General features: G+C 61.4%; 18 protein-coding genes and 1 other RNA gene. 14 read left to right on the forward strand and 5 right to left on the reverse strand.

Features of this window, described 5'->3' with window-relative positions; genetic code table 11:
- Positions 1 to 220 precede the first annotated feature (220 nt).
- The 4 genes from A0U94_RS01110 to hpnK all read left to right on the forward strand — a co-directional run bounded on the left by A0U94_RS01110 (position 221) and on the right by hpnK (position 4,541).
- Positions 221 to 940, forward strand: a complete 720-nt coding sequence (locus tag A0U94_RS01110; protein ID WP_244178037.1) for an ABC transporter substrate-binding protein — start codon at positions 221 to 223, stop codon at positions 938 to 940.
- Positions 941 to 998: 58 nt separating this feature from the next.
- Positions 999 to 2,210, forward strand: coding sequence for a bacteriohopanetetrol glucosamine biosynthesis glycosyltransferase HpnI (gene hpnI / locus A0U94_RS01115; protein WP_077802188.1), 1,212 nt, complete (start codon positions 999 to 1,001; stop codon positions 2,208 to 2,210).
- Positions 2,207 to 3,631: a hopanoid biosynthesis associated radical SAM protein HpnJ gene (gene hpnJ / locus A0U94_RS01120; protein ID WP_062029858.1), complete on the forward strand. Its 1,425-nt coding sequence runs from the start codon at positions 2,207 to 2,209 to the stop codon at positions 3,629 to 3,631. The genes hpnI and hpnJ overlap by 4 nt, the downstream gene beginning before the upstream one ends.
- A gap of 73 nt (positions 3,632 to 3,704) precedes the next feature.
- The gene (hpnK, locus tag A0U94_RS01125; RefSeq protein WP_077802189.1) at positions 3,705 to 4,541 is read left to right on the forward strand and encodes a hopanoid biosynthesis-associated protein HpnK; all 837 of its coding nucleotides are present in this window, start codon (positions 3,705 to 3,707) and stop codon (positions 4,539 to 4,541) included.
- A gap of 20 nt (positions 4,542 to 4,561) precedes the next feature.
- Here hpnK and A0U94_RS01130 read toward each other — a convergent pair whose 3' ends face one another.
- Positions 4,562 to 5,542, reverse strand: coding sequence for an adenosine kinase (locus A0U94_RS01130; RefSeq protein ID WP_062109244.1), 981 nt, complete (start codon positions 5,540 to 5,542; stop codon positions 4,562 to 4,564).
- 318 nt (positions 5,543 to 5,860) lie between these two features.
- Here A0U94_RS01130 and A0U94_RS01140 point away from each other — a divergent pair, with 318 nt between their 5' ends.
- Both A0U94_RS01140 and A0U94_RS01145 read left to right on the forward strand, forming a co-directional pair.
- Positions 5,861 to 6,562, forward strand: coding sequence for a bactofilin family protein (locus A0U94_RS01140; protein WP_233142337.1), 702 nt, complete (start codon positions 5,861 to 5,863; stop codon positions 6,560 to 6,562).
- 123 nt (positions 6,563 to 6,685) lie between these two features.
- On the forward strand, positions 6,686 to 7,180 hold the full coding sequence (locus tag A0U94_RS01145) for a DUF3465 domain-containing protein (protein ID WP_077802191.1): 495 nt from the start codon (positions 6,686 to 6,688) through the stop codon (positions 7,178 to 7,180).
- 55 nt (positions 7,181 to 7,235) lie between these two features.
- Here the strand turns inward: A0U94_RS01145 and clpA are convergent, their stop codons facing one another.
- Positions 7,236 to 9,551: an ATP-dependent Clp protease ATP-binding subunit ClpA gene (gene clpA / locus A0U94_RS01150; protein WP_077802192.1), complete on the reverse strand. Its 2,316-nt coding sequence runs from the start codon at positions 9,549 to 9,551 to the stop codon at positions 7,236 to 7,238.
- Between the two features lie 129 nt (positions 9,552 to 9,680).
- Positions 9,681 to 10,112, reverse strand: coding sequence for an ATP-dependent Clp protease adapter ClpS (clpS, locus tag A0U94_RS01155; protein ID WP_244178038.1), 432 nt, complete (start codon positions 10,110 to 10,112; stop codon positions 9,681 to 9,683).
- A 241-nt stretch (positions 10,113 to 10,353) separates the two neighbouring features.
- Between clpS and A0U94_RS01160 the strand changes: the two genes are divergently transcribed.
- The 8 genes from A0U94_RS01160 (at position 10,354) to A0U94_RS01195 (ending at position 18,019) form a co-directional block, all read left to right on the forward strand.
- Entirely contained in the window at positions 10,354 to 11,400 is a 1,047-nt protein-coding gene (locus A0U94_RS01160) for a D-alanyl-D-alanine carboxypeptidase family protein (RefSeq protein WP_077802193.1), read from the forward strand.
- 91 nt (positions 11,401 to 11,491) lie between these two features.
- The gene (map, locus tag A0U94_RS01165; RefSeq protein WP_077802194.1) at positions 11,492 to 12,292 is read left to right on the forward strand and encodes a type I methionyl aminopeptidase; all 801 of its coding nucleotides are present in this window, start codon (positions 11,492 to 11,494) and stop codon (positions 12,290 to 12,292) included.
- Positions 12,289 to 14,088, forward strand: coding sequence for a gamma-glutamyltransferase (gene ggt / locus A0U94_RS01170; RefSeq protein ID WP_077802195.1), 1,800 nt, complete (start codon positions 12,289 to 12,291; stop codon positions 14,086 to 14,088). Before map ends, ggt begins: the two co-directional genes overlap by 4 nt.
- A 74-nt stretch (positions 14,089 to 14,162) precedes the next feature.
- An RNA gene (ffs, locus tag A0U94_RS01175) (signal recognition particle sRNA small type) lies at positions 14,163 to 14,259 on the forward strand.
- 88 nt (positions 14,260 to 14,347) lie between these two features.
- Positions 14,348 to 16,303, forward strand: a complete 1,956-nt coding sequence (locus A0U94_RS01180; protein WP_077802196.1) for a DNA polymerase III subunit gamma/tau — start codon at positions 14,348 to 14,350, stop codon at positions 16,301 to 16,303.
- A 12-nt stretch (positions 16,304 to 16,315) separates the two neighbouring features.
- On the forward strand, positions 16,316 to 16,639 hold the full coding sequence (locus A0U94_RS01185) for a YbaB/EbfC family nucleoid-associated protein (protein WP_062031793.1): 324 nt from the start codon (positions 16,316 to 16,318) through the stop codon (positions 16,637 to 16,639).
- A gap of 25 nt (positions 16,640 to 16,664) precedes the next feature.
- Positions 16,665 to 17,261: a recombination mediator RecR gene (gene recR / locus A0U94_RS01190; protein WP_062031791.1), complete on the forward strand. Its 597-nt coding sequence runs from the start codon at positions 16,665 to 16,667 to the stop codon at positions 17,259 to 17,261.
- A 2-nt stretch (positions 17,262 to 17,263) separates the two neighbouring features.
- Positions 17,264 to 18,019, forward strand: coding sequence for an SDR family oxidoreductase (locus A0U94_RS01195; RefSeq protein ID WP_408735611.1), 756 nt, complete (start codon positions 17,264 to 17,266; stop codon positions 18,017 to 18,019).
- 3 nt (positions 18,020 to 18,022) lie between these two features.
- Here the strand turns inward: A0U94_RS01195 and A0U94_RS01200 are convergent, their stop codons facing one another.
- Positions 18,023 to 18,589 (reverse strand): chorismate--pyruvate lyase family protein, encoded by a 567-nt coding sequence (locus A0U94_RS01200; protein ID WP_231878120.1) that lies wholly within the window; start codon positions 18,587 to 18,589, stop codon positions 18,023 to 18,025.
- Positions 18,570 to 18,896, reverse strand: coding sequence for a TIGR02300 family protein (locus tag A0U94_RS01205; RefSeq protein WP_062031788.1), 327 nt, complete (start codon positions 18,894 to 18,896; stop codon positions 18,570 to 18,572). The genes A0U94_RS01200 and A0U94_RS01205 overlap by 20 nt, the downstream gene beginning before the upstream one ends.
- Positions 18,897 to 18,971 lie beyond the last annotated feature (75 nt).

Raw genomic sequence — 18,971 nt, forward strand, 5'->3', positions numbered from 1 at the left:
CTTGCACATCGTGGATGGCCCGTGGCCTTCTTTCCTGTCCCGGCTCCGGGAAGTCGGGAAACGTGAAGGACCATCGGGCATTAGATTGTCTGCCTATAGACCCATTGTCGTGTTCGCCTCAATGTCAGGCTGCATAATTCGTACCGGCCCTGTGGCTAATGGAGCACAGATGGTCCTATGGATGCGAGAACCTGATACAGGGAACTTGATACATTGTGTCATGAACCTGATCTCTATGCCCGGAATTGTCTACCAGGACGAAAGTACGATCATGATTTGCCGTTTTTCCCCGAAAGTGACTCTGTCCCTTCTGTCTGCCTGCCTCCTGACGGGCCCTGTTGTGCTGGCGGCTTTTTCTCCGGCTGCATTGGCCGATGCAGCGGCTGTGGCCTCGCCAGCGGATTCTGCTTCTGCCGTCGCCCCTGTCGCAGCCCTGTACGACGCTCTGAAGGCCGCTCAGAAAACCGGGAAAACCGCCCAGCAGCGTGCGACGATGATCGCTCCTGCCGTGGACCATGCTTTTGATCTGGAAGCGATTCTCCGTCGTTCGGTGGGTGTGCGCTACAACAGTCTCAGTCCTTCGGACCGTACGCGTCTGCTGGGGTCGTTCCGGCAGTTCACGATCGCCCATTATGCCGCGTCGTTTAAGCCTCAGGCGCAGGCAGCCTTTACCATTTCCTCACAGACGCGTCCGAACCCGACCGGTGGTGTGATTGTCGATACGACGATCGGCGGCACGGATGGCGGCGATGTCGTGCCCATCGACTACATCATGACAAATGGGGCATCGGGCTGGAGGATTACGGATGTTCTGCTGAACGCCCATATCAGTCAGGTCGCCGCGCAGCGTTCCGATTTCGGAGGGGCCCTGAGCCAGGGCGGCGCCAACGGTCTGGCCGATCATCTGGACGACAAGACTGCCCATTTCCTGCATGACTGAGCCCAGTCCCACGACGGCAGTCTTTCCCAAAAGCGTTCGGGAAGGCTAGAACACCGTCGTGCCCTTACCTCTTACCGTCGCAGCCAGCGTCTGCGCACTTGTTTCAGCCGCTGGAAACCTACAGGCGCTGACGGGCGCCCTCCTGCTCGCCCGGTTCCGCCGCACGGAGCGTCGCGCGGATGATGCGCTGCGCCTGTCCGAGCGGGCATGGCCAGCCGTCACGGTGATGAAGCCTCTGCACGGTAACGAGCCGTTGCTGGAGGATGCGCTGGAAAGCGTCTTCACGCAGGATTATCCCGATTTCCAGATCGTCTTTGGCGTGCAGGACGCGCAGGACACCGCGCTGGCCGTGATCGAGCGACTCCGGGGGCGTTATCCGCAGGTTCCGGTCAGCGTGGTGGTCGATCCGCGCGAATATGGTCCGAACCGCAAGGTCGGGAATTTGATGAACATGTACGGGGAGGCCTGTCATGACATTATCGTGATATCCGACTCGGACATTCACGCCAGCCCCCGCTACCTGCGTCATGTCGTAACGGGTCTGGAAGAGCAGGGGGCCGGTCTGGTCACCACCCTGTATGCAGGTCGTCCTGCTGCGGGAACGCTCGTGCAGCAGCTCGGCGCCTGCCAGATCAATCATAATTTCCTGCCTGGCGTCATGATGTCCCGCTTTCTGGGGCGTCAGGACTGTCTGGGCGCGACGATGGCCCTGCGTCGGCAGACCCTTGAGGAAATCGGTGGCCTTGAGGCGCTGGTCGATCACGTGGCGGATGATGCCGAACTGGGTCAGCTGATCCGGACGCGGGGCGAGAACATCGTCATCGCGCCGACCCTGACCCACACGACCGTGGGCGAACATACGCTCGGCGAGTTGCTGGCGCATGAGTTGCGCTGGGGGCGGACCGTCAAGAATGTCGCTCCGGTCGGTTATGGGCTGTCGTCCATCCAGCTTCCCCTGTTCTGGGCCGTGACGGCAGTGCTGTTCCGCCCGAATGCCTGGTGGACATGGAGCCTACTGCTTCTGACATGGCTGCTCCGCGCCATCGGAAGCCGTATCATGGACCGTGCCACGGACTGTCCGCTCCCGGCTGTAATCCCGCTTCTGGTCATCCGCGATTGGCTGTCTGCTGCCATCATGGTGGGCAGTGCCCGCGGATCACGCGTTGCATGGCGGGGCAGAACGGTCCATATCGCCCGAAGAAAACGTAATTCCGTGTCCTGCGCCTCCTCGCTCCAGGCCGGCGCCACCCAAAGGAGTGTCCGATCATGATGAGAACCCTTTTTCTCCAGCCTCCTTCCTTTGACGGTTTCGACGGTGGTGCGGGCTCCCGCTACCAGGCGAAGCGCGAAATCAAGTCCTTCTGGTTTCCGACATGGCTGGCCCAGCCGGCTGCTCTCGTTCCAGGATCACGCCTGATCGACGCGCCGCCGGCCAAGATGGGTATGGATCCCATCCTTGAGGACGTGAAGAACCGCGACCTCGTCGTTATCCATACCTCCACGCCGTCCTTCGCTTCCGACGTGCGCGTGGCGCAGATGATCAAGGATGCAAATCCGAAGATCATGATCGGCATGGTGGGCGCCAAGGTGGCTGTTCAGCCGACCGAGAGCATGGAGAAGGGCAGCCCGATCGATTTCGTGGCCCGCAACGAGTTCGACTTCACCATCAAGGAAATTGCCGAAGGCAAGCCGCTCGCGGAAGTGGACGGTATCACCTGGCGCAACGAGAAGGGTGAGATCATCGCGAACAAGGATCGCGCGATGATCGAGGACATGGACAGCCTTCCGTTCGTGACGGAAGTCTACAAGCGTGACCTCAACATCAACGACTACTTCATCGGCTATCTGAAGCACCCCTACATCTCGATCTATACGGGCCGTGGCTGCAAGTCGCGCTGCACGTTCTGCCTGTGGCCGCAGACGGTCGGCGGCCATCGCTACCGGACCCGCAGCCCTGAGCATGTGGCCGCTGAAGTGCGTCTGGCCAAGCAGTACTTCCCCGAAGTGCAGGAATTCATGTTCGATGATGACACCTTCACGGACGATCTGCCGCGCGCCGAAGCCATTGCCCGCGAAATGGGCAAGCTTGGTGTTACGTGGTCCTGCAATGCCAAGGCGAATGTTCCTTACGAGACCCTGAAGGTTCTCAAGGAAAACGGCCTGCGCCTGCTGCTGGTCGGTTACGAAAGCGGCAACCAGCAGATCCTTCACAACATCAAGAAGGGCATGCTGGTCGAAACGGCCAAGGAATTCACGCGCAACTGCCACAAGCTGGGCATCAAGATCCACGGAACCTTCATCGTCGGCCTGCCGGGCGAGACGAAGGAGACCATCCAGGAGACGATCCAGTTCGCCAAGGAAATCAACCCGCATACCCTGCAGGTTTCGCTGGCTGCGCCGTATCCCGGCACCTTCCTGCACAAGCAGGCGACGGAAAATGGCTGGCTGAACGAAGCGGAAGCCGAACTGATCGACGAGAGCGGCGTGCAGATCGCACCGCTGCATTACCCGCACCTGTCGCATACGGAAATCTTCGAGAGCGTCGAGGAATTCTATCGCAAGTTCTACTTCCGCGGTTCCAAGATCGCCTCCATCGTCAACGAGATGATCCGTAGCCCGCAGATGATGAAGCGTCGTCTGCGCGAGGGTGTGGAATTCTTCCAGTTCCTCAAGGACCGTCACGCCGCCTGAACGGCGTGCGCCTGACCAGACAATATCCGGGGGCCATGGCGCATGTCATGGCCCCTTTTTCGTGAGATCTGCCATGACATCCAGCCCCTCCCGCCGCGCCATCGTCTCCGCCGATGATTTCGGCATGAGCCTCGAAGTCAACGAGGCCATCGAACAGGCCCATCGCAACGGCATCCTGTCCACGGCTAGTCTGATGGTGGCCGGGGATGCTGCCGGGGATGCCATCCGGCGTGCAAAGACAATGCCGGATCTGAAAGTCGGGCTGCATGTGGTGGCGATTGAGGGCAAGTCCGTCCTCGATCTTCCAGCCATTACGGACGGGCAGGGCTGGTTTGGTCGCAACCAGTTGCGTCTTGGTGTGGAGTATTTTTTCAGCCCGCAGGCCCGTAGCGCCCTGCGGCGCGAAATCGAAGCCCAGTTCCGGGCTTTTGCCGCGAGCGGGCTGACGCTCGATCATGCCAACGCCCATAAACACATGCATTTGCATCCGACGGTGGGACGATTCCTGATCGAGTCCGGCCTGGAGCATGGATTACAGGCTGTCCGCTCGCCCTTCGAGCCGCCGGAGCCTGTCGAGGCCAACGATACGCTGGGAGACCGCGCCCTCCGCCACTGGATTGGCGTCCTGCGGCATCAGATCCGCAAAGCGGGGCTGAAAACCAATGACTGGTGTTTCGGGCTGCGCTGGTCCGGCCATATGACGCCGGACCATATCCGCGGTCTTGTTCCGCGCCTGCCCACGGGCACGAGCGAAATCTACTTTCACCCCGCCACGGCTCAGGACGCCATGATGAAGCGTTTCATGCCGGGCTATGAGCAGGAGGGCGAACTGGCCGCCCTTCTGGACCCGGCTGTGCGGGAGGCATTCGACCGGTATGGGGTCGCCCGCATCGGCTGGGCCGATCTGTAAGACCGGCCCGGCGGCACGTCTCAGGCCGTCAGCGTGAACGCCTCGGTCGGGCGGGCGCCGTAACGGGTGATGATCTCACCGGCAGCCTGATTGCCCAGCTTCGCGCAGGTGACGAGGTCGTGCTTCTTGCTCAGACCGGCCAGGAAGCCTGCTGCGAACGCATCGCCTGCGCCCGTGGTGTCCACGACCTTTACTTCGGTTGTCGGAACGTCATGGCGCTCGCCTTCGCCGATCACGACCGCACCCTTTTCGCTGCGTGTGATGACGGCCAGCTTTGTTTCGGCGGAGACCTGCGTGACGGCTTCTTCGAAATCCGTGACTTCGTACAGGGCCAGAAGCTCGGCCTCGTTGGCGAACAGGATGTCCACATGGCCCGCTACAAGCTCGTGGAAGGCGGCGCGATGGCGTTCCACGCAGAACGTGTCGGACAGCGTCAGGGCGACCTGACGGCCAGCCTTGCGGGCCAGACGGGCTGCATGTTCGAACGCTTCCTGGGCCTGCGGCTTGTCGTACAGATAGCCTTCCAGATAGGTGATGGCCGCATCCGCCACGACGGATTCATGTACGTCCTCGGGCGTGAATTCCGTGCAGGCGCCGAGATAGGTGAACATGGTGCGCTGGCCTTCGGGCGTCACCAGAACGATGCAGCGTGCGGTCGGGGTGCCATCGGCGGCCGGAAGCGGCTCGGATGGGAAGGTGATGCCCTGTTCGCGCATGTCGCGTGTGAAATGGTCGCCGGCTTCGTCAGCCGTGACTTTGCCAAGATAGGCCACTTTCGCACCCATACGGGCCGCCACGACGGCCGTGTTGGCGCCGGAGCCGCCACCTGTCACATTTTCGATATCCACGCGGCTTTCGATGGCATGCGCCGTGGCAGCGTCGATCAGGGTCATGCTCCCGGCAGCAGCGCCAAGCCCGTCGATCAGGTCCTGGCCCACAGGGGCGAGAACGTCGACGATGGCATTGCCGATACACAGAAGGTCATGCTGGGGTGCAGACATTGGAACTCCGGTCAGGTCGCTGAAAACTTCAGAAAAAAACATTTAACGGGCAGACTGCGCCATTAAATCAACACGATCATAGGTCCCCTCTGGGTTCACGCCAACTCCCGGTTAACCCGACGCCGTTTTCCTCCGTGAGATTTCGTCACATTTATGGAAATGCGCGTCTTGTCCCGCCGGGTCGTGAGCGTGTAGCCTTGTCGAAAGACCGGTTCCCGAATGTTCTGTCTGCGAGCGTCCTGTTCTCGCAATGGATCGTCCGGGAGACGTCCAAGACAGAATTAGAGTGTTCGTTTCCAGATCCGCAGCGGGGTTTCCTTGTTCAGAAGACGCAAACCGGAAGATGACTCCAAGCCTGTCGAGAACGGCAAACTTGCAGGTCAGCCCATTTTCCCCAACCGGCCGGACGCTCCCAGCCAGACGGCTCCCGCGTCAGGATCCGGATCGCCCTCCAGTCCCCAACCTGCCCAGCAGCCCAACCAGCAGAAGGACCCCGCGCCCATGGGTCGTACCCCTTTCCCGGCACCGCCGTCTTCCAATTCTCCGACGGGCGTAACGCCGGCAGGGGCGCCGCGCCCCGGTGTGGCCGCTGTTCCGGGCGCACCGCGCCAGACCGGCCCTGAGCGTCGTACGCTTGTTGTCGGCCGTGGCATCAGCGTGCAGGGGTCCGTGCAGGACGCCGAACGCCTTGTCGTTGAGGGTACGGTCGAGTCCAGCATGATCCACGCGACCGAGCTTCAGGTCACGCATGGTGGCGTCTTCCGGGGCGGCGTCGAGGTTGAGGACGCAGAACTGGCGGGCACGATCGACGGCACCCTGACCGTCAATGGCAGCCTGACGATCCGTGCGACCGGCCGTCTCATCGGCAAGGTCAAGTGCCGTCGTCTTCAGGTCGAGGATGGTGGTCAGATCACGGGTCAGCTCGAAATGATCACGGATGGCGCATCTTCGCGTCCGGCTGTCAGCGAAACTGCCAAGTCCGAGCCCGCTCCCGGTGAAGGCGCCAGCGAAGCGCCCTGATCCCTTATTGCGGACCAGCATAAAGGCCCGTTCCCTCTCAGGGGCGGGCTTTTTTGTGTCTGGTCCGGACCTTCTGGCGGCAGAGCAACAGGCAGAACCGCCCTGACAGGAGAAACCCCCTTCATGACATTCCGTCTGTTCTCCACGTTTGCTGTGACACTGCTATGCGCGCCATTGGCCGCATCCGCTCAGGGCTTTTTCGGCCAGAATACTGCGCCCCGCAGCGCGCATGACATGCCTGCACAGTGTGACAATGCGCGTTTCCTCGCCGATCAGCATGGACTGGAACAGAGCGGCCCCACCGGTATCGACCTGCCCGAGCATCTCTGTGGACGGGTTCTGGCGGTCTCCCTCAAAGCAAAACGCACCCGCAGCGGCTGGCACGGTTATTTCTATCTGTCGGTCGGGCAGGGGGTCTCCATCCGGATCGTTTCTGATCTGGACCAGATGAACGCGCCGCAATGGCCCTGGGTCAGCAAGGGCGATCAGGTCGAGGTTCAGGGCCGCTACTATTACGACAGCCTGCGTCGTCAGGGCGTGGACTGGACCCATCATGGTACAGGCCGCAAATGGCCCTGGCCCGGCTATGTCGTGGTGAACGGTACCCGTTACCAGTAAGAAAAAAGGCCCGGCGAGACAGTGTCTCCCGGGCCTTTCTGCTGGTTGAAGGACTTCAGCTTGTCGCTTCGTCTTTCTTGGAAGCGCCATCCTCGCCCTTGGCGTTATCTCCTCCTTCGAGAATATCGAAGTCGAGTGCGCCGTTCTTCATGCCAATCCGAACGGCACCGCCCTGAGCCAGCCGTCCGAAAAGCAGTTCCTCGGCCAGAGGCTTCTTGATGTATTCCTGAATGACGCGTCCCAGTGGACGGGCGCCATACAGTCGGTCGTATCCGCGCTCGGCGAGCCATTCCTTGGCGCTCGAGGAAATCTCGATCGTCACATGGCGGTCGGCAAGCTGAGCTTCGAGCTGAAGCACGAACTTCTCGACCACGCGGCCTACGGTCTCCGGCGTCAGGTTGGCGAAGGGAATGATCGCGTCCAGACGGTTGCGGAATTCCGGCGTGAACAGGCGTTTGACTGCCTCTTCGTCCTCACCGCTCCGCGCCGTCCGTCCAAACCCGATCGCCTCCTTGGACAGGTCCGCCGCGCCTGCATTCGTGGTCATGATCAGGATCACGTTGCGGAAATCGACGACCTTGCCGTTGTGATCCGTCAGGCGACCATGATCCATGACCTGAAGCAGGACATTGAACAGGTCCGGATGGGCCTTCTCGATCTCGTCCAGCAGCAGGACCGCGTGCGGATGCTGGTCGATCGCATCCGTCAGCAGGCCGCCCTGATCGAACCCGACATACCCTGGAGGCGCACCGATCAGACGGGAGATCGAATGACGCTCCATGTATTCGGACATGTCAAAGCGGATCAGTTCGATCCCGAGCGAGTTGGAAAGCTGCTTGGCGACCTCCGTCTTGCCGACGCCCGTGGGGCCGGAGAACAGGTAGTTGCCGATCGGCTTTTCCGCATCGCGCAGTCCGGCGCGGGACAGCTTGATTGCCGCAGCCAGCGCGTCGATCGCCTTGTCCTGTCCGAAGACCATATTCCGCAGGTCCCGCTCCAGATGGCGCAGAGTCTCGCGGTCATCGGCCGAGACGCTCTTGGGCGGGATACGGGCGATCTTGGCGATGGCCTCTTCCACGTCCTTCAGCGTCACGGTCTTGCGGCGCTTATTTTCGGGCACCAGCATCCGCGCCGCGCCGACTTCGTCGATCACGTCGATTGCCTTGTCCGGCAGCTTGCGGTCATGGACATACTTGGCCGCCAGTTCGACGGCGCCGCGCAGGGCTTCGTCAGTGTAGCGGACCTTGTGATGCTTCTCGTAGCTGCCCTTCAGGCCGCGCAGGATCTTGATCGCATCCTCGATCGAAGGCTCCGGCACGTCGATTTTCTGGAACCGGCGCACGAGCGCCCGATCCTTCTCGAAGTGCTGACGGAACTCCTTATAGGTCGTGGAACCGATGCAGCGCAGGGTCCCTGCGGCCAGGGCAGGCTTGAGCAGGTTGGAGGCGTCCATTGCCCCCCCCGATGTCGCTCCCGCGCCGATGACGGTATGGATTTCGTCAATGAACAGGATGGCGCCAGGGGTCTGGTCCATTTCCGTCACGACGGCTTTCAGCCGCTCTTCGAAATCGCCGCGATAGCGCGTGCCCGCCAGAAGCGAGCCCATGTCCAGCGAGTAGATCGTACTGTTCAGCAGAACGTCCGGCACTTCGCCTTCCACGATCCGCTTGGCCAGACCTTCGGCAATCGCCGTCTTGCCGACGCCCGGATCTCCCACATAAAGCGGGTTGTTCTTGGTTCGGCGGCACAGGATCTGGATGGTGCGTTCGATTTCCTGATCGCGACCGATCAGCGGATCAATCCGCCCTTCACGCGCACGTTCATTCAGATCGACGCAATAGGTCGCGAGTGCGCCTTCCTTGGGCGTTTCCTTGCGCTCCTCACGCTCGGATGTGTCCTTGGAAGCCGCCGCCGGGCGACGTCCGGTCCCCCGGTCCGGAGCCTTGGCGATCCCGTGCGAGATGAAGTTGACCGCATCGAGTCGCGTCATATCCTGCAACTGCAGGAAATAGACGGCATGGCTTTCGCGCTCGGCAAACAGGGCAACAAGTACGTTCGCACCCGTGACCTCGTCGCGACCCGTGCTCTGCACATGAATGGCCGCGCGCTGGATCACGCGCTGGAAAGCCGCGGTCGGCTTGGGTTCCGTCGGGCGTTCAGCCGCCAGCCCTGCCAGGTCCTTGTCCAGGAAATCCGTCAGATCGGAGCGCAGCTTGTCGAGATCAATGCCGCAGGCCCGGAAGACCGTCAGGGCATCGTCGTCTTCTGTCAGTGCGAGCAGAAGATGTTCGAGGGTTGCATATTCGTGACGCCGGTCACCTGCGAATGTCAGGGCGCGGTGGAGTGTCTGTTCGAGCGTACGGGACAGCATGTGATGGCGCTCCTCTCGACCTCTCGTAGGAAAGGTATCTTGTCGCGGAGTAACATGTAACGCCAGTCAGAAACGCAAAGGGAAACAAGAAATTATCCTGTGCCCGGGCTTTTCTGCCTGTCAGACGGATCAGTCTTTCTCGATCGTGCACTGAAGGGGGTGCTGGTTCTGGCGTGCCAGATCCATCACCTGTGTCACCTTGCTTTCAGCCACTTCATATGTGAACACCCCGCAGACTCCGACGCCGCGCTGGTGAACCTGAAGCATGACGGACGTTGCCTCGTCCCGGGTTTTGGCAAAGAAACGCTCCAGCACATGCACCACAAACTCCATGGGCGTGTAGTCGTCGTTGAGCATCAGAACCTTGTACATGGAAGGTTTGCGCGTCCGGGTTCTGGGACGCACCACCACGCTGACTTCAAGGTCCTGATCCCCGCCTCCCCTGTCCGGCTCACGGGGCGGAATGGAGTCGGGAGACTCCGGCCCCATGCGAGATGGACTCCGCGAGGATGAGACACCGGAAAGGCCGTTCGGGCAGGGGGGAAGATCATAAGAAGACATGACGGGTATGATATGGTGCGAATTTCGGTCTTGAGAAGGGCTGCAAGCCCCTGAAATAAGGTTTTTATGCGCCACGTGCCATGATCCTGCCTCCTTTCCGCCCTGCTTACGAAAAATTAAGGAAAGTCCTTCAAAGCTGGTGGACGGGGAGTTTTCAATGCGCCTAGACTGCCTGTCATGCAGGTGGCTCAAGAGCCCAGATCTTTCCCAAGACGACGTTCCGTTCAGAGGCTGTCAGTAGATGCGTTTCCCGTTCCAGAAAGCTTTTCTGTTGTGCGCCATGACAACCATGGGGCTGGGATCTGCGAAGGCACAATATGCCGGACATGTCTCGAGCTATGTGATGGACGCCAGGACAGGCGCTGTTCTGTCTGCGACGGATGCCGAGCTGCAACGGTATCCTGCGTCCCTGACAAAGCTCATGACGCTCTATCTGACGTTCCGCGCCCTTGAAGCGCATCAGATCACACTGGACGAACAGGTTCCGGTGTCCATTCATGCTTCCATTCAGGCTCCGTCAAAGCTGGGCCTTGTGCCGGGAACGAAGCTGACAGTGGAGCAGGGCATTCTGGGGCTCGTCACGAAGTCTGCCAATGATGCGGCCTGTGCCCTGGGTGAATTTCTTGGCGGCGGAGATGAGGTACGCTTCGCCCAGCTCATGACGCAGCAGGCGCGGGCTCTGGGGATGATCAATACGACCTTCCGCAATGCTTCCGGTCTGCCTGACCCGGATCAGGTTACGACAGCGCATGATCTGGCCCTGCTGTCCCAGCATCTGATTGCGGATTTTCCGCAGTATTATCACTATTTCAACGTTCCCTCCTTTTATTTCCATCGCCGTATGGTTCCGAACCATGATCCGATGCTGAAAATCTATGCGGGCGCTGATGGTCTCAAGACGGGGTATACCGATCTGGCAGGCCATAACCTCATCACGTCTGCCCAGCGCGGGAATGTGCGCCTGATCGGCGTGGTCATGGGGTCTCCCAGCAATGCGCGTCGTTCCATGGAAATGGTGGCGCTGCTCGACAAGGGGTTTGCAGATGAAGGCGTGGCGCCCCAGCCGCTTCTTCACCCTGCGGCTCCATCCGGTGTCCTGATGGCCTCGGCCCGTCGTCGCGGTCGCTTCCATCACGGTTTCCTGCTGGCGTCTTCGCGCCCCATGGAAGTTGCCGATGCGCCAACAGCCCCGCGTCGTTATGGCCGGATTTCTCACCATGGTGCGGCCGTACGCATGGTGAGTGTGCGCCATGTTGTCGCCCACAAAAAGCGCTCCCGGCACAGCTGATCCTGAAAATCTGACCTGCCGCCTTGCGATCCAGCCCGGACAGACGCATTTTGTCCGGGCTTTTGAAGATTGAAGGATCAGGCGGCAGATTATGGATAACGCACGGGGTATCGTTCTCTACGATCAGGACGATTTTAAACATCTGCATCGTGTTGGCCGCCTGACGGCGGAGGCGCTGGACATGATCACGCCCTATGTGCAGCCCGGCGTTACCACAGAAGAGCTGAACCAGCTGATCCACGACTTCACGATCGCCCATGGTGCCACGCCTGCTCCGCTGAACTATCGCGGCTATCCGAAATCCTGCTGCATCTCGATCAACCATGTCGTGTGTCACGGCATTCCCGGTTCCAAGAAGCTGTCCAATGGTGACATCGTCAACATTGACGTCACTTCCATTCTGGACGGCTGGTACGGCGACAGTTCACGCATGTATGTCGTGGGCAAGGCGCCAAAGAAGGCCGAAAAACTGGTCGATGTGACGTATGAGGCGCTGATGCGTGGCATCGCGCAGGTGCGCCCAGGTAAGACGCTTGGTGATATTGGCCATGCCATTCAGGAATATGCGGAAGCCAACCGCTTCTCCATCGTGCAGGATTTCTGCGGCCATGGCATTGGTCGGGATTTCCATGCCGAGCCGAATGTTCTCCATTATGGGCGTCCCGGTGAGGGTGTGAAGCTCGTGGAAGGGATGGTGTTCACGATCGAACCCATGCTGAATATTGGCCGTCCTGACGTGAAAATCCTTGATGACGGCTGGACAGCCGTGACCCGTGACCGCACCCTGTCAGCCCAGTTCGAGCATCAGGTTGGCGTGACGGCCGATGGCTGCGAAATTTTCACCCTGTCCCCCAAAGGCTACACCAAGCCTCCTTATGGAGAGACCGCATGAGAGCGTTTTCGCTTCTTCTCGCCACGGCCCTGATCAGCAGCACGACGCTCGCCACCGCAGCCGCCCCGGCGCTGAGTTCAGCGCATGATCCGCTGGCTTTCGGTCCGGACAATGTCAGTGCCGGTGTGCTGACTTCCGGTCGTCATGGCATGGTGGTGTCGGCGCAGCATCTCGCCTCGGATGCCGGTGCGAAAATCCTTGCACAGGGTGGCAATGCGGTCGATGCGGCCGTGGCTGTCGGATATGCTCTGGCTGTGGTCTATCCCGCAGCCGGTAATATTGGCGGCGGCGGATTCATGACCCTGCGTCTGAAAACGGGCCAGACGGTCTTCATTGATTTCCGCGAACATGCTCCCGCCGCTGCGACGGCTACGATGTATCAGGACGCTTCGGGCAAGGTCATTCCGGGTTTGTCCACCGAAGGCTGGAAAGCCGTCGCCGTTCCGGGAACAGTCGCGGGGCTGGATTCCATTCTGCAGAAATGGGGGCGCCTGCCACGCGCCAAGGTCATGGCCCCTGCGATTGCGCTGGCCCGGAATGGCTTCGTTCTGAATCAGGGCGATGCGGATCTTCTGCACACCTCGACGCGCTATTTCCAGCACGATCCCTATGCCCGCGCGTTCTATCTGCGCCCCGATGGTACGCCGCTTCAGACGGGCGACCGTCTGGTGCAGAAGGATCTGGCGGACTCGCTGGAACTGATCGCCAAAGAAGGTCCGCAGGCGTTTTATGATGGTCCGATCGCGAAGGAAATCGTGCGCGCCAGCACTGAAGGCGGCGGCATTCTTCAGCTTTCTGACTTCAAAAACTATCACATCCGTTACCTTGAGCCGATCCGCTGCACCTATCGGGGCTATACGATCGACACGGCACCGCCGCCGAGCGGCGGGGGTGTTGCACTCTGCGAAATCCTGAACATTCTCTCCGGTTACGATATGCACGCCCTTGGTCTGCATAGCGCGCCTGCAACGCAGCGCGAGATAGAGGCCATGCGTCATGCTTATTCCGACCGGCGCGATCTGGGCGATCCGGATTTCGTCCATAATCCTGTCGAACACCTGATCGACCCTGCTTACGCCTATCAGATCCGCCAGGGCATTCCGACCGATCGCGCGCTGTCGTCCAGCACGCTCAGAGCAGGAGAGGCGCTGCCCGTTCCCGTGACGCAGGCGGCTCCCGACACCCAGGAAAAGCATGAGACCACGCAGTTCTCCGTGCTTGATCGTGAAGGGACGGCCGTTTCGGCAACCTATACCCTCAATGGCTGGTTCGGCGCGGGTGTAATGGGGGGGCATACCGGCATCTGGATGAACGACGAGATGGACGATTTCTCGTCCAAGCCGGGTGCGCCCAACATGTTCGGCATTGTCGGTTCGGAAGCCAATGCGATTGCCCCGGGCAAGACGCCGCTGTCTTCGATGTCGCCCTCCATCGTTTCGCGCGATGGCAAGGTCGTCATGGTGATCGGCAGCCCCGGCGGTTCGCGCATTCCGACGATCACGCTTTCCGTCATTCTCGGGGTGATCGACTACGGGCTGGATATCCGTCAGGCCATCGACCTGCCGCGAATCCATGAACAGTGGGAGCCTTCCGCTGTTGAGCTTGAGCAGGGCGCGCTGTCTGACACGGCCATGCAGACTCTCAAGGCCGAAGGGTATGCCCTGTCGCCCCATCGTCCGTGGGGTGTGGCGGAAGGCATCCTTGCCGATCGCCCGAGCCTGAAGGCTCCGAAGACCGGTCTGATCTATGGTGCGGCCGACCCGCGGCACATGGGTGGGGCGGCTGTCGGCGAATAAGACGCGGGAATGAGGGCGTACTCTGATGATTGGGGGTTGTCAGACACCCCTCTCTCCGTGTTAGGAGAGCGCCGGGAGGTCGGCTTTGGACGGATACCTTGCCAACCCGGTCAGGTCCGGAAGGAAGCAGCCGCAGTGAGTTTTATCCGGGTTGAATGTCCGGCCTCCTACCTCACACAGTCACTGGACGCTCTTTCCCGCAGCGTCCCCGACCGTTTCCTGACGGTCCCATCCTCAGTGCTGAGGGTTCAACACTTCCATGACTGATGACCACGACGATCTCCCCCTGCCGCCCGAAAATGGCGGCGGCTTCTTCGGAGACGCACCAGAGCCGGAAATGTCTGTGCCCCTGACCGCCGAGGCCACGCCCTATCGCGTTCTGGCCCGCAAGTACCGGCCCCAGACCTTTGATGATCTGATCGGGCAGGATTCACTCGTCCGCATCCTGCGCCGCGCATTTGAGCTCAAGCGTGTGGCGCACGCTTTCATGCTGACCGGCGTGCGCGGCGTCGGCAAGACGACGACCGCCCGTATCATTGCCCGTGCCCTGAACTGCATCGGCCCGGATGGCAACGGTGGCCCGACCGCTGATCCCTGCGGCGTCTGCCCCAACTGCACCGCCATTCTGGCGGACCGTCATCCCGACGTGCTGGAAATGGATGCCGCCTCCCGCACGGGCGTAGACGATGTGCGCGAAATTATCGAGGCCACGCGTTTTCGCCCGATGCAGGCGCGCATGAAAGTCTTCATCATCGATGAAGTCCACATGCTGTCGCGCAATGCTTTCAATGCGTTGCTCAAGACGCTTGAAGAGCCGCCGCCGCAGGTCACATTCATTTTCGCCACGACTGAGCTGCGCAAGGTTCCGGTTACGGTTCTGTCCCGCTGCCAGCGTTTCGATCTGCGCCGCGTTCCGCAGTCCCTTCTGGCCGGGCATTTCCACAATATCGCCGTCAGGGAGGGAGCGACCCTTTCTGAGGACGCGCTTGCCCTGATTGCCCGTGCGGCGGATGGTTCCGTGCGTGACGGCCTCTCGCTGCTCGATCAGGCCATCGCGCAGGGCGCCAGTGATGCGGATGCCGTGGCCGATATGCTGGGTCTGGCGGATCGCGGCCTGGTCTTTGATCTGCTGGATGCGCTCATGGCGGGCAAGCCTGCCGAGGCGCTGGACCTGACCGATCAGGCCTATGCCCGGGGTGCTGATCTGGGCGTGCTGCTGGCGGATCTGCTGGATCTGCTGCATCTGATTTCGCGTCTCAAGGCCATTCCGTCCCTGCGGGAAGGTCGGGATTTGCCGGAAGCCGAGCGCACACGCGGCGGGGCGCTGGCTGACCGTTTGTCCAATGCCGTTTTGGGCCGTGCCTGGCAGATCCTGCTGAAAGGCGTGCAGGAAGTCGAGACGGCTCCGGATCGCCGTCAGGCGGCGGAGATGGTCCTGATTCGTCTGTGTTATGCCAGTCTGCTGCCCACGCCGGACCGGCTGATCCGTCAGTTGACCGAAGGGGGGCAGGACCTGTCTCTGCCAGCTGGGCCTCTCACGCCGACAGGTGGGGCGTCTTCAGCCACACCGTCAGCTGCCGTCAGCGGTATCGCCTCGGCCACCGTCAGCGAAGGCGTCGGTGGTCCCGCGCCTCGGGCGCATGTCCGGCTGGTGGCGAATGGTGGAACGATTCTCGAGCCTGGTATTGGTTATGCCGAAGCGGCTCCGGAGCCTGAACCCGAACCTGAACTTCCGCCGCCGCCCCGGACATGGCGCGAGATGGTGGCGATGGTGGCGCGGGAACGCGAACCCGTTCTGCACGGGCTGCTCCGCAATGCTGTTCATCTCGTGCGTTTCTCGGCCCCCGATGTCCAGATCCGTGCTGAAGAGCCGCAGGCCCGTATCGAACGCCAGCTCCAGAAACTGCTGGATCGTGTCTATCCCGGTCAGTGGCGCGTCAGTGCCTCGACCGCTCCGGGCGAGCCCACGCTGGATGAGCAGGGCGCCGAGGTTGTGGCCATCAATCAGGCTTCGGTGGAGGAACATCCGCTGGTGCAGGCCATTCTGAAAGCCTTTCCCGGCGCAAAGATCGGGGAAGTTCAGGATCACTCCCTTGATGAATACGGTCTGCCACCCGAAATCACCGTGCCGCTGACCGATGATGTGCCGCCCGATCTGGAATTTGCACCTCTGGATGCCGATTCCCTTGATGAAGACGATCTGAACCTGAACTGAAGGACGATAGTGATGAAAAACCTTGCCGGACTGATGAAGCAGGCCAGCCAGATGCAGGCCAAGATGGAAGCCGCGCAGAGCAATCTGGCGTCTCTTGTTGTTGATGGTTCCGCCGGTGCCGGACTGGTGACGGTCAAGCTGACGGGGAAGGGCGAAATGCGCGACCTGAAAATTGATCCGCAGCTGGCCGATCCGACCGATATCGAAACGCTTCAGGACCTGATCGTTGCGGCCTATACGGACGCCAAGGCCAAGGCCGAGGCTGCAAGCTCCGAAGCCATGCGCGACGTGACGGGTGGTCTTGATCTTCCGGCAGGCCTGAAACTGCCGTTCTGATCCGGCTGGCGGGGATTTTACGCCCATGATGGGCCACGGCGATATCGATCAGCTGATCACCATGCTTGCGCGTCTGCCGGGACTGGGGCCACGCTCCGCCCGCCGGGCCGCCCTAGCGCTTCTGCGTCAGCCGGAAAGCCGGATGCTGCCGCTTGCCCATCTGATGGAGCGCGCGGCCACGAGCGTAAAGACCTGCACCCGGTGCGGCAATCTCGATACGGTCGATCCGTGCCAGATCTGCACGGACACGGCGCGGGATCAGGGGCTGATCTGCGTGGTTGAAACCGTGGGTGATCTCTGGGCGCTGGAGCGCGCGGGCGTGCATCGCGGGGTCTATCAGGTTCTGGGCGGGACCCTGTCCGCGCTGGCGGGGCTGGGGCCGGATGATCTGAACGTTCGCCCGCTGTTTGAGCGGATCGAGGCTGGTGGGGTGAGGGAAGTCATTCTCGCCCTGAGTGCCACCGTTGAGGGGGCGACGACCGCGCACTGGCTTCAGGAACGGCTGCTCTCTACGGGCGTGAGCGTCACGCGTGTGGGGCATGGTGTGCCAATGGGCGGCGCGCTGGACGTGCTGGATGACGGGACGCTCGCCGCCGCGCTGACGGCCCGGCGGTCTCTCTGAACATGATGCCGTTTCAGATTTCTGCGGGTGTTCCCCGTGTGGCTCTGGTGACGGGAAGCGCGCGCCGTATTGGTGCAGCGCTTGTGGAAATGCTGGCCGGGGAGGGATTTGCGGTCGCCATCCATTGTCGCGACAGCACCCGTGAAGCCGAAGATTTGCTGGAGCAGATCGGGGGCAAAGGCTGCGTTCTGAAGGCCGATCTGCACTGCGAAGACGAGGTCGAGGCGTTGCTGCCGCGGGTGCAGGCCGCTCTTGGTCCGGTTGGCGTCCTTGTTAACAATGCCTCCGCTTTCATCCGCGACGAGATGGGCAACGTTACCCGCGAGAGTTGGGATCTGCATCTTGAAACCAATCTTCGCGCGCCATTCGTCCTGTCCCAGGCCATGGCGCAGGCGCTTCCTGAGGGTGCCGAGGGTCTGATTCTGAACATGCTGGACCAGCGTGTATGGAACCTGACGCCGCATTTCGTCAGCTACACCCTGTCCCGCACGGGATTATGGACCCTGACGCAGACCATGGCACTGGCGCTCGCACCGCGGGTCCGGGTGAACGCCATCGGTCCCGGCCCGGTCCTTCCTGCGGTGCGGCAGACGCAGGAGCATTTCGACAGCATGTGCGCTCGCACACCGTTGCAGCATGGCTCTTCTCCGGAAGAAATCGCTCAGGCCGCACTTGCGCTGTTCGCGCTTCCTTCCGTGACGGGGCAGATGCTGGCGTTGGATGGCGGGCAGCATCTGAACTGGTCTCCGGCGTCCTGACGCTCAGGGGCGGAGGGCTGCGGGGAGATAGTCTTCCACCACGAGGGAAATCGGTGCGTCATCTGCGCCCCGGCGCAGAAGCGCCCTGTTCTCCAGAACGATTCCGGAGGCTTCCCCGGGGAAACGGGTTTCCAGTCTTTCCCGTCTGAACGCTGTCTGCTGCACGACGCGTCCGAACGGTGTGTCGGTCTGTTCAAGCAGTGTGTTCATGGCCGGGGAAAGCCGCTCCGGCACATACCAGTTCCAGGCATCCGACAGTACGGTCTCGCCACACAGCAGCCGGACATGCCGCGTGTTGACCTGATGGGTCTCGCTCACCTGCAGCAGGGCCAGAATATCTTCCGTCACGGGACGGTCCACGCTCAGGCGCAGCACGCGGATCGGAGACGGGCAGCGGGCCTGAAGCACCGCCGTTGCGCTGGGCTGGCTGTCGAGCCGGGCCCTGAATGCGCGAACGGCTGCGCTGTCCGGGGCGAAGATGCCTTCCGGATCAGAGCAGCCGCTCATCAGTGCCGCCAGAAAAGCGGCGCAGAGGATTTTGGCGACAACCTCAGTTGTCGTCGCGATCATCCTTGTCATTCGGGACTTCGATGTCGTTGCTGAGATCGTCGTCATCGTCCAGATCGTCGTCCGGGGCGATTACATCGTCATCGTCCTCGTCATCGGCGACTTCCAGATCCACGTCGTCCTCATGCTCGTTGGCCTGGGGCTTCGGATCTTTTTCTTCCGGCAGCGGAACTTCGCTGCGCTTCAGACGGGAATCGTCCGGCTGGGTCGTGCCGCATTTCGGGCACACCGCGGGGACGCGGTTCAGGTCATAGAAGCGGGCGTTGCACTCAACGCATGTCCGTTTCAGACCGAGTTCGGGTTTTGCCATTGTGCGGGAACCTGCTGATGCCTCGAATAAGGAACGCGGCCATGCCAGCTTGTGCGCTCCCTGTCAAATCCCATC

Source organism: Gluconobacter albidus, from assembly GCF_002005485.1.
GTDB lineage: Bacteria > Pseudomonadota > Alphaproteobacteria > Acetobacterales > Acetobacteraceae > Gluconobacter > Gluconobacter albidus.

Bases quoted from the DNA above. Each gene is read 5' to 3' on its own strand.
- A0U94_RS01110 (WP_244178037.1), top strand. From the start codon at position 221: ATGAACCTGATCTCTATGCCCGGAATTGTCTACCAGGACGAAAGTACG.
- hpnJ (WP_062029858.1), top strand. From the start codon at position 2,207: ATGATGAGAACCCTTTTTCTCCAGCCTCCTTCCTTTGACGGTTTCGAC.
- hpnK (WP_077802189.1), top strand. From the start codon at position 3,705: ATGACATCCAGCCCCTCCCGCCGCGCCATCGTCTCCGCCGATGATTTC.
- A0U94_RS01130 (WP_062109244.1), bottom strand. From the start codon at position 5,542: ATGTCTGCACCCCAGCATGACCTTCTGTGTATCGGCAATGCCATCGTC.
- A0U94_RS01145 (WP_077802191.1), top strand. From the start codon at position 6,686: ATGACATTCCGTCTGTTCTCCACGTTTGCTGTGACACTGCTATGCGCG.
- clpA (WP_077802192.1), bottom strand. From the start codon at position 9,551: ATGCTGTCCCGTACGCTCGAACAGACACTCCACCGCGCCCTGACATTC.
- clpS (WP_244178038.1), bottom strand. From the start codon at position 10,112: ATGTCTTCTTATGATCTTCCCCCCTGCCCGAACGGCCTTTCCGGTGTC.
- A0U94_RS01160 (WP_077802193.1), top strand. From the start codon at position 10,354: ATGCGTTTCCCGTTCCAGAAAGCTTTTCTGTTGTGCGCCATGACAACC.
- map (WP_077802194.1), top strand. From the start codon at position 11,492: ATGGATAACGCACGGGGTATCGTTCTCTACGATCAGGACGATTTTAAA.
- ggt (WP_077802195.1), top strand. From the start codon at position 12,289: ATGAGAGCGTTTTCGCTTCTTCTCGCCACGGCCCTGATCAGCAGCACG.
- A0U94_RS01180 (WP_077802196.1), top strand. From the start codon at position 14,348: ATGACTGATGACCACGACGATCTCCCCCTGCCGCCCGAAAATGGCGGC.
- A0U94_RS01185 (WP_062031793.1), top strand. From the start codon at position 16,316: ATGAAAAACCTTGCCGGACTGATGAAGCAGGCCAGCCAGATGCAGGCC.
- recR (WP_062031791.1), top strand. From the start codon at position 16,665: ATGATGGGCCACGGCGATATCGATCAGCTGATCACCATGCTTGCGCGT.
- A0U94_RS01195 (WP_408735611.1), top strand. From the start codon at position 17,264: ATGATGCCGTTTCAGATTTCTGCGGGTGTTCCCCGTGTGGCTCTGGTG.
- A0U94_RS01200 (WP_231878120.1), bottom strand. From the start codon at position 18,589: ATGATCGCGACGACAACTGAGGTTGTCGCCAAAATCCTCTGCGCCGCT.
- A0U94_RS01205 (WP_062031788.1), bottom strand. From the start codon at position 18,896: ATGGCAAAACCCGAACTCGGTCTGAAACGGACATGCGTTGAGTGCAAC.